Genomic DNA, 15,079 nt, shown 5'->3' on the forward strand with positions numbered 1-15,079 from the left:
CGACCTGCGCCATCCCGGCGACGCTAGCACGCACCCCGCCGGAGAGCTCCTGGGTGGTGCTCCGCCGGCGGGGTGCGAGAGGGCGCGGTCGTCGCCCGGGGCGTACGCCCCCGTCGATCCGCCCGGGTGAGCCCGTCCGGATCAGTCGCCCCGGGCGGGCTCACCCGGGGCGACCCACCCTGGTCAGCTCACCCGGGTCAGCTTGGCGCCGAGTCCCGGTTCGGCGAGGTCCGACCGCAGCGCGACCGGAACCTCGACCGCGTCGCCCTCCGTACCGTCCCCGACACTCAGCGAGCCGACCACGGTTCCCGCCCCCGCCTCGTGCGGAACGGTCTTGCCGCCCTCGTCCAGCTGCAGCTTCACCGTCTGCCCGGCCCAGCCCACCGCGGAGACGTCCTTGGTGGCGACGACCGGCGTCCGGCCGCCGAGCCCGTCGTCCACGTACCCCACGACGTCACCCTTCTTCAGGATCTTCCGCGAGGTCAGCGCCTCCTGGGCGGCGATCATCGCCGTCTTGCTGACCGCGTTGACCGTGTCGATGATCGGCGGCGTGTGCTGGCCGAGGACCGCGCCGACGACGATGACGTTCTCGCCGCCGACCTCCTGGGTGGCGGCGAACAGGAGGTTGCCGCCGGCCTTGGTGGTGGAGCCGGTCTTGATGCCGATGGCGTTGTTGTACGGCACGAGGCGGTTGTAGTTGTCCCACTTCTTGCCGGACGGGTCCACCCAGCTCGGCAGCTTGGTGATGTCGACCAGGGCCTGGATCCGCACGAGTTCGTTGCCGAGCTTCACCTGGTCCTCGGCGGTGGAGACCGTGGTCTCCTTCAGCCCCGAGGGGTCGGTGTACTTCGTGTCCTTCATCCCGAGGTCCTCGGCGGCGGCGTTCATCTTGTCGACGAACTCCGCCTCGGAACCGTTCGCGTCCCAACGGGCCAGCAGCCGGGCGACGTTGTTCGCGGAGGGGATCATGATGGCCGCGATGGCGTCCTTCTGGGTGAGGGTGTCGCCCTTCTTGATGGTGTTGAGCGTCGACTCGCCCTGCGCGTCGTAGCCGCCCTCCTTCTCCGCCTTCGCGTCGACCTCGATCTTCGCGCCGTCCTCGCCGGCCTTCATCGGGTGTTCCTTGAGGATCACGTACGCCGTCATGGCCTTGGCCACCGAGCCGATCGCGACGGGCTTCTGCTCCCCGAACGAGTCGACCGTGCCGATGCCGTTGACGTCCATCCAGCCCTGGCCCTCGTCGGGCCACGGCAGGGATGCCTTGTCGCCCTCGAAGGCGTACGTCCCGTCGGCCGTCAGCGCGAGGGTGGGGGCCGGCAGCGGGCGTACGGCCTGCACGACTGCAAACACCACGATCAGCAGGAGGACCAGCGGAGTCCAGATCTTGACCCGGCGCACGAGCGTGCGGACCGGGGTCTGGCGGGGCGGCGGTGTGTTCGTCAGCTCCGCGAGGAGGTCCAGCGGGGGCCGCGGCGGGAGGGGCTGCTGGGTCGTCCGCTCGGGACCGATCTGCGGTACGACGGCGGTCTCGGAGGCGGGCGGCACGGCGGGCTTCGCCTTGGGCGGGGCGGGTTCGTCGAGCGGCTTGAGCGCCACGAACCTGCTGGTGCGCTCGACCTCGGGCTCGGGCCCGGGCCCGGGCTTGGATTCGGGCTCGGGCCCGGATTCGGCTCCGGGCTTGGATTCGGGCTCGGGTTCGGCAGCGGGCTGGACCGTGGTTTCGGCAGCGGGTTCGACGACCGCCGCGCCACCGGGCTTCGTGACACCGGGCTTTGCGGCGTCGCCCTTGTCGGTCGCGAGGTTCTCGGCCGGCCCGGAGTCCTTGCCGTCCTCGGCAGCGGGCTTGGCGTCGCCCAGCTTGAGCATGGCCGTGGGCTGGTCCACGACGGGCGGCCGCTTGAAGATGGCGGTGGCCTGGTCGACGGAGGGCTTGGGCCGGGTGCCGGCGTCCGAGGTGGTGTCCGCCTCCGGGACGGCGTCCTCGGGGGACGCGTCCGCCGGAGCCGCGTCCCGCGGCTCGTCCTCCACCGCCTCCGCGGATGCCGGCTCGGGCTTCCGCCCGGCGCTGCTGTCGGCATCTGCGTCGGCGCCGGGTGCGGCGTCCTCGGGCTCGGGCTCCGAGTCCGAATGCGCAGCTGCATCCGTCTCCACGTCCGTACCGGCGTCGGCATCGACATCGGCGTCCGTGCCGGCGTCCGACCCGGAGGTGCCCCCGGCCGCGTCCGAACCGGCATCCGCACCCGCACCCGCACCCGCAGCTTCCGCCTCCGACTTCGGAGCCCGCTTCGGGGCCGCGTCCTCGTCCGCGCCCGCAGAAGCCCCCTCAGGCGCCTCCTCGTCCGCCGTGGCGGCCGGAGCCGCCGCCGTGCCCCGGAGGCGCGCGGCGCCGCGCCCGGCGCCCTTCTCGGCGCCCCCGGCGGCACTCTCCGGCTCCGCGGAACCGTCACTCCTCGGGAAATCCCCGGCGGCCGCCCCCTCCGCCCCGGCGGATTCCGCCGACTCCACGGAACCGGCCGGCTCGGCGGCCACCTCGGACCCCGCCGCACCTTCGGCGGAACCGACGGAACCGACGGAACCGGCCGTTTTCCCGAGCCCCTCGGACTCCGCCGGACCCGCGGAGCGGCCCGTGGAGAAGACCGCCGTCGCCGTGTCCACCCGGGCGGCCGCCGTCACGGCCTCCCGGGCGACCGCCAGTCGCGGATCCGGAACCGGAGCCCTGCTCCCCGACGTCGGTTCCGCCGACGACTCGTGCTGCTTCGACCTGTCGGGGGACTCGCCCGCCACCGATGCCTCCTCCGTGCGCCACACACCGTGCGCCCAACCGAACCATGAACCAGAAAAGAACCCGAAAACAGTGCACACGCGGCCCGGACACCCCGTGTCCGAACCATCTACCAGTGTCCTGTGTGAGGGGTTGACCCCTGCGGTAGACGAGAACGACATATCTACTGGTTCCACTACGAACCGGTCACGTGCTCTCGACAGACCAATGTGAGAGGGGTCACCCTGTCACTCATCCACGCGGGGAGGCATGGATGGGCAGGAGCCGCAGAACACTTCCGGAGGAGCTTCTGCTGCTGGCGCTGGACCCGACCACGGGTACCACCGCACAGCCGCAGTCGCTCGACCTCGGCCTGGCCGGAGCACAGCTAGTAGAGCTGGCGCTGGCCGGACGGATAGCCCCAGACGGGGATCGTATCGCCGTGGTGGCACCACGGCCGACCGGAGATCCGACCTTGGACTGTGCGCTGGAACTACTCCGCAGGCGGGGTGCTCCAGTACGCGCTGTGAACTGGATCGGCGGGCCCCGGCTGGGGTTGCGCCAGACATATCTCTCGCATCTGGAGCGATGCGGCATGGTTCATGCCGTGGCGGGCCAGATGTGCGGGGTGCTTCCGACGACTCGCTACCAGGCGACGGACACGGAGATCAGCCGGGAGATCAGGGCCCGGCTGGACAGTGCGATCCGCACCGGCGTCCCGCCGGACCCGCGGACCGCCGCCCTGGCCGCACTGGCGCACGCCGTGGGCCTGGGCAAGCACCTCTACCCGGGGAACGAAGGGCGTTCGTCGCGCTCCCGTCTCCGGGATCTGATCAGGCACGACCCCATGGGCGGACTCGTGGCGCACGCCGTGATGGACGTCCAGAACGGTGTGGCAGCACAGCCGCGCCGCAGCCCGGCACCACAGACCGGCCGTCAGGCCGGGCCCGGAGCCGGACCCGCACCGGAGCCTGCCAGGGGCGTTCCGATGCAACCGCGCCACGGTTCGATGGCGCGCGCCGTGGCCCACTGAGTCACCGGTCCACGGCACCCACCGCAACACAGCAGGACCCGTAGCAACTCCGCAGCACCCACCGTGCACCACGCCTCGCGCGTCACGCACGATCAGCGCCGCACCGCAGTCCCCAAGACCCGGTTCGGGAGCCGCTGGGCCGCGCGGGGCGGCGGACCGTACGTCCGGACGACGAGACGGTCCGCCGCCCCGCGCAGCCGCATGCCCGTGCCTGCGTCCATGCCCATGCTCACGCCCATGTCCGCATACCTGGCCTGGTCGGATGTCCGTGCCCACTCGGACCACCGCCGTCCCGCACCTGACCGTTCGCCGCCGGACCCATCGTCACCCGTCCCCGGCCGGCCCGCCAGGTGGCGCGATGTGGCGACCCGTGGCGGGAGGTGGCGGCAAGTGGGCGGCAAGTGGCGCGTACGCGCTGCTTATCCGCTGTTTCCCAGCGGTGGCAAGTGCCTTGGTGGCAATCTGCTCAGCAGCAGATACGCAAAGTACAGGCAGTCCGCAGCCGGAGGTGCACGTCCCGTGGCGTCCAACGTCAATCCCACCGTCAGGCGTCGCCGGCTGGGCCAGGAGCTGCGCCGGCTCCGGGAGCTCAAGGGCATGACGGCCGAGGAGGTGGCCGAGCGGCTGCTCGTCTCGCAGTCGAAGATCAGCCGCCTGGAGAACGGGCGGCGCAGCATCAGCCAGCGCGACGTCCGCGACCTGTGCGGGGTGTACGAGGTCGAGGACGTCCGGATCGTCGATTCGCTGATGCAGATGGCCAAGGACTCGCGCCAGCAGGGCTGGTGGCATTCCTTCGGCGACATCCCGTACAGCGTCTACATCGGTCTGGAGACCGACGCGGCGAGCCTGCGCGTGTACGACCCGCTGGTCGTGCCGGGCCTCCTGCAGACCCGTCCGTACGCGGAGGCCCTGATCCAGGGCGCGCTCCCGGAGGCGGCGACCGGTGACGTCGACAAGCGCGTACAGGTGCGGCTGCGCCGACAGGAACGTATCTCCGACCCGGAGAACCCGCTGCGGCTGTGGACCGTCCTCGACGAGGCGGCCCTGCGCCGGACCGTCGGCAACAAGCAGGTGATGATCGAGCAGTTGGAGCACCTCGTCGAGATGTCCCACGTGCCGCACGTGACGGTTCAGGTCATCCCGTTCGCGATGGGCGCCCATCCGGGGGTGAGCGGCCAGTACGCGATCCTGGAGTTCCCGGACGCGGCCGACTCCAGCGTGGTCTACATCGAGGGCGTCACCAGCGACCTCTACCTGGAGAAGGCGAACGACGTCCAGAAATACAGTGTGATGTACGAGCACCTGCGGGCACAGGCCCTCAACGCGGACCAGTCCCGCGAGTTCATCGCGGACGTCGCCAAGGACTACGCGTACTGAGGTGACGCGAGGTCGGTTCCGACAAGAGAGCGGCGGACGATACACCCTCTGCCTATTGCGGCGGAAGACTCGACTGGCATATGTCATCCGGTCGAGTGAATAGTCGCTTCGTAAGCCGATGTTGGCGAGTAGCGTCGATCACGCCAAGGGGCAACAACCTTGGCGCAATCCGAACCGCGGGTTCCGGAAAGAACCCGCAACTCGGTGACATCAGTTCAGACAACCGGCTACCGGAGCGAACATGACGATCAAACAAGGTGCCACGGACACGTGGACGAAGTCTTCGTACTCCCAGGGGAACGGCGCGTGCGTCGAGGTCAGGTCCCCCGTCCCGGCGGCGATGGCCGTCCGCGACTCCAAGGTCGCCGAAGGCCCCGCCCTGGCCTTCCCGGCGGAGTCCTGGAGCGCCTTCGTGACAGAAGTGAGCCGGGGCACCGTCTGACGACGACGGACGCCTCGCGCGGTACGTTCCAGCGACAACCGCATACGCACCATGAACGAGCCCTCTCGACTGGCCCGCCGTCCCGGCCGAGGGGGCTCGGCCCTTTCCGCGTAAAAATGATCAGTCTTCCCACCGGTCGCACACCAACCGCACACCGATCACATACCGACCACATACCGACGACCGCATACCGACCGCATATCGTTCCGGCCCTCAACCGAACGTCCCCGTTCGATTACAGTGCTGCCGTGTCGGCCGTACGTACGGATTCGGATCGGGATCTCAGGAGGCCTCGGTGGGTGCGACAGCCGGTGCCGTCTGGGGCCGTGCCGAACAGCAGGACTTCCGCAGCCGGGTGCGCGGCACGCTCCTCGGCGCGGCGGTGGGCGACACGCTCGGTTCGCCCGTCGACGGCCTCTCCATGGACCGGATCCGTGCCGCGCACGGCGCCGGGGGGCTCACGGATCTGGCCCACGGGTTCGGCAGGCGCGGAGCCGTCTCGCACCTCACCCAGCTGACCCTGTTCTCGCTCGACGGGCTGATCCGGGCCCAGGTGCGCCGGGACACCGGTGCCTGGCACCCGCCGACGGACCTGCACCGGGCGTATCTGCGGTGGGCCGCCACCCAGCGCGACTGGGGCCCCGACGAGCGGCGCAAGGAGGACGGCTGGCTGGCCCGCGAGGAGTGGCTGTACGCGCGCCGTGAGCCCCCGCGCGCCTGCCTGCTGGGACTCGGCGACGAGACCATGGGCACCCTGGACGCGCCCAAGAACCCCGACGAGCGGGGCGTGGAGGCCGCGGCCCGCTCCGCCCCGTTCGGGCTGCTGGTCGGCTGGGAGCCCCAGCTCGTCATGCAGCTCGCCGTGGAGTGCGCGGCGCAGACGCACGGCCACCCCCTGGCGTACCTGTCGGCGGGGGCGTACGCCGTCATCGTGCACGGTCTCGCGCGCGGGGAGAGTCTCGACACCGCCGTCCAGCGGGCGTTGCAGCTGCTGGCCGCGAGGCCGGGGCAGCAGCCCGTCGCCGAGGCGCTGCAGCGGGCGCTGGGGGCCGTACGGCAGGGCATGCCGACCCCGTCGCGGGTCGAGGACCTGGCCGGGGACGGCACGGCCGAGGGGCTGCTCTCGGTGGCGGTGTACTGCGCGCTGGTCGGCGAGGACACCCGCCACGGGCTGTGCCTGTCGGTGAACCACGGCGGCGCGTCGGGGGCCGCCGGCGCGCTCACCGGCGCGCTGCTCGGCGCCCTGCACGGCGAGACGGCCCTTCCGCCGTCCTGGCTGGCCGAGCTGGAGGGCCGCCCCACCATGCTCGTCCTCGCGGACGACTTCGCGATGGAGATGACCCAGGGACCGGCCCTGCACGGCCCGGCGGGCTCCTCCCCCGGCTGGCTCGCCCGCTACCCGCGGGGGTACGCGGCGCTGTCGGGCGGGACGCCGGTCCCTGCGGGGCTGACCGCCCAGACCTGACGGGCTGACGGGCTGACGGGCTTGACGAGCTGACGAGCTGACGGCCTGACGTGCCCGGCGGGTTTGCCCAGCAGCCACCCCGCCGGTCGCCCGATGCCGGTCGCCGAGCACGCGTGGGGGTGGCCGCTCGTCGAGGAGCGGCCACCCCGCTGCCACGCCGGCGCGCGACGGTACGGGCCCGGCGCCCGGCGCCCGGTTCAGTCCTTGGCCGGTGTGCCCACCACGTCGTCCGCCGGGCCGGCCGGGGCCGGTACCGCCGCCGCGGCGGAACCGCCGTCGTCCGAGTTGATCTTCGCGATGAGCGCGTCCCGTTCCGGGGTGTCCTCCGGCTTCACATAGCCGATGAGGACATAGAGGACGAGCGAGACCGCGAGCGGGATGGACACCTGGTACTGGAGCGGGACCCCGCCGTCGACGTTCCAGCTGATCGGGTAGTTGACCAGCCAGAAGGTGACCAGGCCGATGCCCCAGCTGATCAGCGCCGCCGTCGGGCCGCTCCTGCGGAACCACGGGAGCAGGCCCAGCATCAGCGGGATCGCGATCGGGCCCATCAGACCGGCCACCCACTTGATGACGACGGTGATGATGTCGCCGAAGAAGTCGGAGTTGACCTGGGTCGCGATGGCCATCGACAGGCCGAGGAAGAGCAGCGTGGCCCAGCGTGCGGCCAGCAGCCCCATCCGGGTGTCCCATTCGCGGGCCTTGCGCGAGACCGCGGGCATGATGTCGCGGGTGACGACCGCCGCGATGGCGTTGGCGTCCGAGGAGCACATCGCCATGGTGTGGGAGAAGAAGCCGACGATGACCAGGCCCAGCAGGCCGTGCGGCAGCAGCTGTTCGGCCATCAGCGCGTACGAGTCGGCCGGCACGTCGGTCTCGATGATCAGCGGCGCGACCCACATGGGGAAGAACAGCACCAGCGGCCAGACCAGCCAGAGCGCGGCGGACAGGGCGCCCGAGCGGGTGGCGGACTTCGCGGAGTCCGTGGCCATGTAGCGCTGGGCCTGGTTCCACATGCCGCCGTTGTACTCGAAGGTCTTGATGAAGAGGTAGGCGATCAGGAAGACCATCATGTACGGGCCGGCCAGCGGCTTGGTGTGCCCGTCGAGCGCGGGTTCGTCCCAGACGCTCCACAGGGTGCTGAAGCCGTTCAGCTCGGCCATGACCGCGATGAGCATCGCGATACCGGCGACGAACTGGATGATGAACTGGCCCAGTTCGGTCAGCGCGTCCGCCCAGAGCCCGCCGACCGTGCAGTAGACGGCCGTCACGGCGCCGGTGATGAGGATGCCCATGTTGAGCGAAACGCCGGTGAAGACGGACAGGAGGGTCGCGATGGCGGCCCACTTGGCGCCCACGTCCACGATCTTCAGCAGCACGCCGGACCAGGCGAGGGCCTGCTGGGTGGGCAGGTCGTAGCGGTTCTTCAGGTACTCCAGCGGCGAGGCCACGTGCAGCCGTGAGCGCACCCGGTTGAGCCGGGGCGCGAACAGCTTCGCGCCGATCGCGATACCGATGGCGATGGGGAAGGACCAGGTGACGTAGGACGTGACGCCGTACGTGTACGCGATGGCCGCGTAACCCGTGAACATGACCGCGCTGTAGCCGGACATGTGGTGCGAGATGCCCGACAGCCACCACGGCATCTTGCCGCCGGCGGTGAAGAAGTCGCTGACGTTGTCGACCCGTTTGTGGGACCAGACACCGATCGCGACCATCACCCCGAAATAGCCGATGAGCACGGCCCAGTCGAGACCGTTCATATGCCCTCTCCCAGGATCGTCAGGGTCGTGAAGCGCCCGCTCATCGTGGGTTCGATGGCATGACTGCGACAACATCCCGTACGGTCAAGGCGAGGTAAAATAGTTCAGCTCTTCGACCTCGATTCATGTCCATGAACTGCGCAACGAGGTTGCTATCGCATCAGCTCCCCCGCGTTGACCAGCAACGACTGGCCCGTGATCGCCCTGGACCGGTCGGACGCCAGGAACGCCGCGGCGTCCGCCACGTCCCCGTCCGTGGCCAGCTCCGGCAGCGCCATCCGGGAGGTCAGCCGCTCCAGCACCTCGGCCTCCGGCACGCCCTCGGTGCGTGCGGCGAACCGCACGTACGCCTCCACCGGCGGGCCCCACATCCAGCCCGGCAGCACGGTGTTCACCCGGATGCGGTGCGGTCCCAGCTCCCGCGCCAGGGAGTACATCGCGCTGGTCAGCGCGCCCTTCGAGGCCGCGTACGCCGCCTGCCGCACCTGGGAGGGGGCGGCGACGGACGACTGCGTCCCGATGACGACCACGGACCCGCCGCGCTCCTTCAGCGCGGGCAGGCAGGCGCGGGTCATCCGCAGCGTGCCGAGCAGGTTGACGTCGAGCACGGCCTGCCAGACGGTGAAGTCCGCGTCCTCCAGACCGCCGAAGTGGCTGTCCCACGCGGCCACGTGGACGACCGCGTCGAGTCGCCCGAACCGCTCGGCCGCGAGCGCGGCCAGCGCCTCGCACTGCCCCTCGTCGGTGATGTCCGTCGCCCGGTACGCGGTGTGCGCGCCGCCCGGGTCGAGTTCCGCGGCGGTCTTGGCGAGGTTGGCCTCCGTGCGCGCGCCGAGCACGGCGTTCCCGCCGTCCCGCACGACGGCCGCCGCGACCCGGTGTCCGAGTCCGGCCCCGACCCCCGAGACGACGACGGTCCTGCCCCGGAGCAACGACATGTGCGGCCTCCCGGCTCTGGCGCCAGATCTGACGGACCGTCAGAGTAAGTGCGTCCGGAGGAGGACGGAAGGGAACGGGAGGGAGCGCACCATGCCCGATGACACGCGCAGCGAGGTGTACGCGGAACTGGCCGCCGTCGGCCCGTACGGCGTGCGGCCCGGCCATGCCCTGATCACGATGGTGGAGCCGCACCCGGGCCACGAGCACGCCTACAACCGCTGGTACGAGGACGACCACTACTACGCGGGTGCGATGGCGATGCCCTGGATGTACGCCGGCCGGCGCTGGGTCGCGACCCGCGACCTCCAGCTCCTGCGCTACCCCGGGAAGTCCGCGGTCGCCCGGCCGGTCACGGCCGGCTGCTACCTCTCGACGTACTGGATCACGGACGGCCGCCACGACGACCACATGAAGTGGACCGTGGGCATCAACAGACGGCTGAACAGGGACGGGCGGGTCTTCCAGGACCGTACGCACGTCTTCACGGCGTTCCAGGAGCACGAGGCGACGGTGTACCGGGACGGGGCGGCGGGACCGCGCGACTTCCACGCGCTGGACCACCCGTACGCGGGACTGGTGCTGCAGGTCGTCGACGCCGGGTCCGCCGCGGAGCGGGGCGAGTTGCTGGAGTGGCTGCGGTCCCGCCACCTCCCCGGGCGCCTCGCGGGCTCCCCGGCCGCCATGGTCACCGTCTTCCGGCCGACCCCGCTGCCCGGCGACCGGATGTCGTACGTGAAGCAGGTCGAGGGCGTCGACACGCGGCTCACGTTGCTGTGGTTCCTGGAGGCGGATCCGCGGGAGTGCTGGGAGGAGTGGTTCACCGGGCTGGAGGAGCAGGTGGCCGGGGCGGGGACGGGGCGGGTGGAGCTGGTGGCGCCGTTCGTCCCGACGGTGCCGGGGACCGACCGGTACGTCGACCGGCTGCGGTGAATCGGCCGACCGCCCGGCGGATCAGCCGACCCTCCGGCGGATCAGCCGGCCGCCCGGCGGATCGCCCGGTGAATCCACGGGCTGTGCGCGGCATACACGGCGACAGGTGTTTGTTGTCCGACACACCTGTCGACGAGGGGGACTCGAACATGACCGCAGCACGTGCGTTACCGATCACCGCGGCCCTGCTCACCGGTACGGTCGCGCTCTACATCGCACTCGTCGCATTCGGGAACATCACCGACTTCGACACCAACCAGCAGTTCGTCCAGCACGTACTCGCCATGGACACCACCTTCAAGGACGAGGACCTGATGTGGCGGGCCGTGGAGTCCGAGGTGCTCCAGAACGCCGCGTACGTGGCGGTCATCATCTGGGAGACGACGGCCGCGCTCGTCCTGATCTTCGGCACGTTCCTGTGGTTCCGGCGGGACCACGTCCAGGCCCGGCGGGTCTCCACCGTGGGGCTGCTGATGCTGATGCTGCTCTTCGGCGCGGGGTTCATCGCCATCGGCGGCGAGTGGTTCGCGATGTGGCAGTCGGAGGACTGGAACGGACTGGACGCGGCGATGCGGGTGTTCCTGCTGAGCGCGGCGGTGCTGATCGTGATCCACCTGCCGGGGGTGGACCGGGAGGGGGGTTCACCCGGCCCGGGCCGTGACGGCTAGGAGTTTCCCCCGCCCTCCAGTACGTCATGAGTCACTACGTCACGAGTCAGTACGTCACGAGTACGTCATGTGCCGCGTTGACCCCGCGCTGTCGCCGCGGTCGCATGCTTGTCCCCCTCGGGTGGGGTACCGGAGGGGGACACATGTCACGGGGGCTTCGGCTGCCGTGCGCTGCCCGGGGAGTCAGCCGGTGGTGGTGTCCGGGGGTGTCCGCCCGGCCCGGCGCAGGTCCTCCGCGCTGCCCGCGGTGTCGCCCAGTGCGTGTCTCGTCCGGGCTCTCGTCAGCAGCGCCCAGGAGTAGTCGGGGACCAGCTCGACGGCCCGGTCGAGGTCGGCCAGCGCCTCCTCGTACCGGCCCAGGTCGTACAGGGCTCCGCCTCGGCTCGCGAGGGCCGAGGCGTAGTCGGGTTTCAGGGCGACGGCCCGGCCCAGCTCGGCGACGGCCTCCTCGGAACGGCCGTCGAGCCGGTGGACGTCCCCCCGTTCCGACGCGACCCAGGGGCTGTCGGGTGCGATGCGGACCGCCCGGTCGAAGTCGGCGGACGCCTTGTCCGGTGCGCCCATGGCGCGGTGCAGGCGGGCCCTGCGCACCAGCGCCCAGAGGTGGTCCGCGTCGACGGCCAGGGCCCGGTCGAAGTCGGCGAGCGCCTCGTCGTACCGGCCGAGGGCGTGCCGGCACACGGCGCGGCCGGTCAGCGGCCCGGCGTCGGCCGGGTCGAGGGCGACGGCGCGGTCGAAGTCCGCGACGGCCTCCTCGAAGCGGCCCGCCAGCCGGTGGGTCTCCGCACGCCCGGCGATGATCCACACGGTGCCGGGGGCGAGTTCGTCCGCCCGGTCGAAGTCCGCCAGCGCCGCCGGCAGGTCGCCCAGCGCGTAGTGGGTGGAACCGCGGCCGTGGTGGGCCCGGGCGAGTCCGGGATCGAGCTCCAGGGCCCGGTCGTACTCCGCCAGGGCCCGCCGGTGCTCGCCGGCGTGGCGCAGTTCCCTGCCGCGCAGGGTGTGCGCCAGGGCCCGGCCGGCCGCGTCCGGGCCGGGGCGGGCCAGGAGCAGGTCCATCGCCCCGGCGATCCCGGCCGCCTCGTCGTCGAGGGCCTCGCCCAGCCGTGCGCCCCGTTCGGCGAGATCGGGGCTGTCCGTCGCCTCGCCCGCGTCCCGCAGCATCCGCGCCCAGCGGCCGCCGACGGCGCGGTCCTCGTGGCATGCCTCGACCAGGGCGTGCAGGGCCGCGCCGAGCGCCGCGGAGGGCCGGGCGCAGAGCAGGTGGTAGGTCTCCTCCAGGAGGAGTTCGCGCCACTCCTCGTCCGCCCACGGGTTCTCGTCCTCCCGCCCGGCCGCGGCCTCGGCCCGCCACCGCGCGAAGGCCGCCGCCAGCCGCCGGTGCCGCGCGGCCCACTCCCGCGGGGACCGGCGCCGCTCCAGGCGCAGCATCGGCGCCCGTACGACGTCGTGGTACCGCACCCGTGCCCCGCGCTCCGCGACGAACGGCAGCCCGGTCAGCCAGTCGTACAGCGCGTCCGCTCCGGCGTCGTCCGGGTGGTCGACCAGGACCCGGAACACGTCCGCGTCCAGGTGCCGGGGCAGCGCGCAGGTCCGGGCGACCTGGCGGCGGGCGTCGTCGGTCTCCCACTGCAGGAACCGTTTCACGGCGGTGGCGCTCGGGTCGCCCACGTCGTCCGGGTCGCCGGGGCGGGTCTCCGCGAGCGTCGACACGAGGACGGGCAGGCCGCCGGTGAGGCGCAGCACCTCCTTGACGACCGGTTCGGCCACGACCCCCTTCGCGGCGAGGAGGCCGCGGGCCTCGGGTTCGGTGAACGGCGCGAGCGGTACGTCCGCCACATGGCCCGTACCGCTCCAGCGGGCGGTGTCCAGGGGACGCTGTCCCGCGGTGACCACCACGACGGAGGCGGGCAGTCCGCCGTCCGCCTCGTGGCATGTGACCAGGTCGTGCAGCCACGGGTCGAGGAACGGTCCGGTCCGTTCGTACGCGTCGAGGAACAGGACGACGGACGCGGTCGCGGAGGCGGCGGTGCGCAGTTCACGCAGCAGGACGGGGGTGAGCACCCGCTCCGGGGACATCACCAGTTCGATGTCGTCGGGGTTGCGGAAACGGGCGCTCAGACCGGCGCGCAGACGGTCCGCGCCCTGGGCGAACAGGTCGGCGGGGAGGGCGCTCGTGAGGAGGCCGGCGCCCGGGACGACGGCCTCCGCGGCCGCGAGGCCGAGTCCGACGGCGGTCCGGCTGCCGGCCGAGGGGTCCGGGGGCGTCCCCTGCCCGGGGGCGAGCGCCGCCAGGGCGGCGGCCTCCGCCTCGTGCCGCCGCTCCCGGTACACGGCGAGCCGCCGCTCCAGCTCCTTCAACCGCCGCCCCTGTCCGGCGAACTGCCGGCACACCTCCGCCATCGCCTCCGGCACGCTCCCGGCACGTTCGTCGACGTACGCCGTCAGCGCGCCGCGTTCACGTGCGAGGTGCCGCAACTCCTGGACCAGGTAGGTCTTCCCGACCCCGGCGGTGCCGTGCACATGGAAGCGGAAGCGCCGCCCGGGGTCCCCGGCCGGGAGGTCGAGGTCCGCCAGGAACGCGGCCCGCTCGGCGTCCCGCCCGACGAACCCGGCCCGGTTGCCCCGCTGAATCAGCTCCTGCCACGACACCCCTGCCGCCCGCACCACCGGTCCGCCTCCCCACCGCTCCGCGCCACGTCCGGCTCCCAGTCTGGATCAACCCGGTGTGAAAGGCCCAGGGGTTGACGGGTCACCCGTGAGCGACCGGACACGACGAGCGGTCTACCGGAGAACCCTGGCGGAAGCGGGTACGGGCCTTGCGCGGCGGGGCCGGGCGGAGCGCTCCGCCCGGCCCCGCCGCCTCCTGGGCGTCGCAAGCCGTGTCACACTCCGGTTCCGCAGATCACAGCCGCCCCCCGGGCGAGGTGCGGCTCACCACCAGCGTTGTCCGTCGCTACCGGTGTACTCCCACTGCAGGGCGTGCGCGCCGTCCTCGGTGCTGCTGCTCCCGATGGCCAGGTACTTGCCGCTGTTGTTGTTCCAGAAGAACTCGCCGCTCCATGTCCACTGCTGGCCCTTGCTCCCCGTGTAGTCCCACTGGATCGCGTGAGCGCCGTTGGCGGTACTGCTGGAACCTATGGCCAGGTACTTTCCACTCGCGGCGTTCTGGACGAAGTGACCGTCTATGTACCAGAGCTGTGCGTTGCTGTCGAGGCATTTCCACTGGATGGCGTGGGCCCCGTTCTCCTGGCTGCTGTTGCCGATCGCCAGGCACTTGTTGCTGTTCTTGTTGTGGATCCTCACGTATGTTCCCCGGGCGGCCGCTCCACCGTGACGGCGGACGGAGTCGGCTTTGAGGCGCGCGTCCTCCTCGGGGTTCTCCTGCTCGAACGCCTTCACCTCGGCCGCGGAGAGCTTCTGCACCGCGCCGGGTCCAGAAGGGTCGGCGGACTCCGCGGCGGTTGCCGGTGAGGCGAACGCAGGGCTCATCACCCCGCACAGGGCTGTGGCGATGACACCCGTGAGGAACTTGGCGGTTCGGGACACGTACGTTCCTTCCTGTGAGAGCGGGACCGGCTCCGCACCCTGCGGAGCGGCCGTGTGCGGCGCGTGTTCCGGGAGCCCGCCGGCGGGACATCCCCGAAGCGCCGTGAGCACCCGTTCGAAGGGGTGCTCACGACGAGTCCACCGGGTGCGGGGTT

11 protein-coding genes are annotated in these 15,079 nt (G+C 71.6%); 6 read left to right on the top strand and 5 right to left on the bottom strand.

Features of this window, described 5'->3' with window-relative positions; genetic code table 11:
- Positions 1 to 183 precede the first annotated feature (183 nt).
- Positions 184 to 2,784, bottom strand: a complete 2,601-nt coding sequence (locus tag KM933_RS14995) for a D-alanyl-D-alanine carboxypeptidase (RefSeq protein WP_221352278.1) — start codon at positions 2,782 to 2,784, stop codon at positions 184 to 186.
- Between the two features lie 251 nt (positions 2,785 to 3,035).
- Here KM933_RS14995 and KM933_RS15000 point away from each other — a divergent pair, with 251 nt between their 5' ends.
- From KM933_RS15000 to KM933_RS15015, 4 genes are all read left to right on the top strand, one after another.
- Positions 3,036 to 3,794 (top strand): GOLPH3/VPS74 family protein, encoded by a 759-nt coding sequence (locus KM933_RS15000; protein WP_221352280.1) that lies wholly within the window; start codon positions 3,036 to 3,038, stop codon positions 3,792 to 3,794.
- Between the two features lie 519 nt (positions 3,795 to 4,313).
- Positions 4,314 to 5,171, top strand: a complete 858-nt coding sequence (locus tag KM933_RS15005) for a helix-turn-helix domain-containing protein (RefSeq protein ID WP_221352282.1) — start codon at positions 4,314 to 4,316, stop codon at positions 5,169 to 5,171.
- A gap of 241 nt (positions 5,172 to 5,412) precedes the next feature.
- Positions 5,413 to 5,613 carry a DUF397 domain-containing protein gene (locus tag KM933_RS15010; protein ID WP_221352284.1) on the top strand — a complete coding sequence of 67 codons (201 nt, stop codon included), beginning with the start codon at positions 5,413 to 5,415 and terminating at the stop codon, positions 5,611 to 5,613.
- Positions 5,614 to 5,908: 295 nt separating this feature from the next.
- Positions 5,909 to 7,078 carry an ADP-ribosylglycohydrolase family protein gene (locus tag KM933_RS15015; RefSeq protein WP_221352286.1) on the top strand — a complete coding sequence of 390 codons (1,170 nt, stop codon included), beginning with the start codon at positions 5,909 to 5,911 and terminating at the stop codon, positions 7,076 to 7,078.
- A 197-nt stretch (positions 7,079 to 7,275) separates the two neighbouring features.
- On the opposite strand, the gene KM933_RS15020 is transcribed toward KM933_RS15015, so the two are convergent.
- Positions 7,276 to 8,841: a sodium:solute symporter family protein gene (locus KM933_RS15020; RefSeq protein ID WP_221352288.1), complete on the bottom strand. Its 1,566-nt coding sequence runs from the start codon at positions 8,839 to 8,841 to the stop codon at positions 7,276 to 7,278.
- Between the two features lie 152 nt (positions 8,842 to 8,993).
- Positions 8,994 to 9,779: an SDR family oxidoreductase gene (locus tag KM933_RS15025; protein WP_221352290.1), complete on the bottom strand. Its 786-nt coding sequence runs from the start codon at positions 9,777 to 9,779 to the stop codon at positions 8,994 to 8,996.
- Between the two features lie 91 nt (positions 9,780 to 9,870).
- Here KM933_RS15025 and KM933_RS15030 point away from each other — a divergent pair, with 91 nt between their 5' ends.
- Positions 9,871 to 10,710: a hypothetical protein gene (locus KM933_RS15030; RefSeq protein WP_221352292.1), complete on the top strand. Its 840-nt coding sequence runs from the start codon at positions 9,871 to 9,873 to the stop codon at positions 10,708 to 10,710.
- Between the two features lie 149 nt (positions 10,711 to 10,859).
- Positions 10,860 to 11,378, top strand: coding sequence for a DUF2165 domain-containing protein (locus KM933_RS15035; protein ID WP_221352294.1), 519 nt, complete (start codon positions 10,860 to 10,862; stop codon positions 11,376 to 11,378).
- 183 nt (positions 11,379 to 11,561) lie between these two features.
- Here the strand turns inward: KM933_RS15035 and KM933_RS40270 are convergent, their stop codons facing one another.
- Together KM933_RS40270 and KM933_RS15045 are read right to left on the bottom strand one after the other, a co-directional pair.
- Positions 11,562 to 14,045: a tetratricopeptide repeat protein gene (locus KM933_RS40270; RefSeq protein WP_308013400.1), complete on the bottom strand. Its 2,484-nt coding sequence runs from the start codon at positions 14,043 to 14,045 to the stop codon at positions 11,562 to 11,564.
- A gap of 264 nt (positions 14,046 to 14,309) precedes the next feature.
- The gene (locus KM933_RS15045; protein WP_221352296.1) at positions 14,310 to 14,924 is read right to left on the bottom strand and encodes an RICIN domain-containing protein; all 615 of its coding nucleotides are present in this window, start codon (positions 14,922 to 14,924) and stop codon (positions 14,310 to 14,312) included.
- Positions 14,925 to 15,079: the final 155 nt, after the last annotated feature.

This window comes from Streptomyces beigongshangae, from assembly GCF_019710745.1.
In the GTDB taxonomy this organism is placed as follows: Bacteria; Actinomycetota; Actinomycetes; order Streptomycetales; family Streptomycetaceae; genus Streptomyces; species Streptomyces beigongshangae.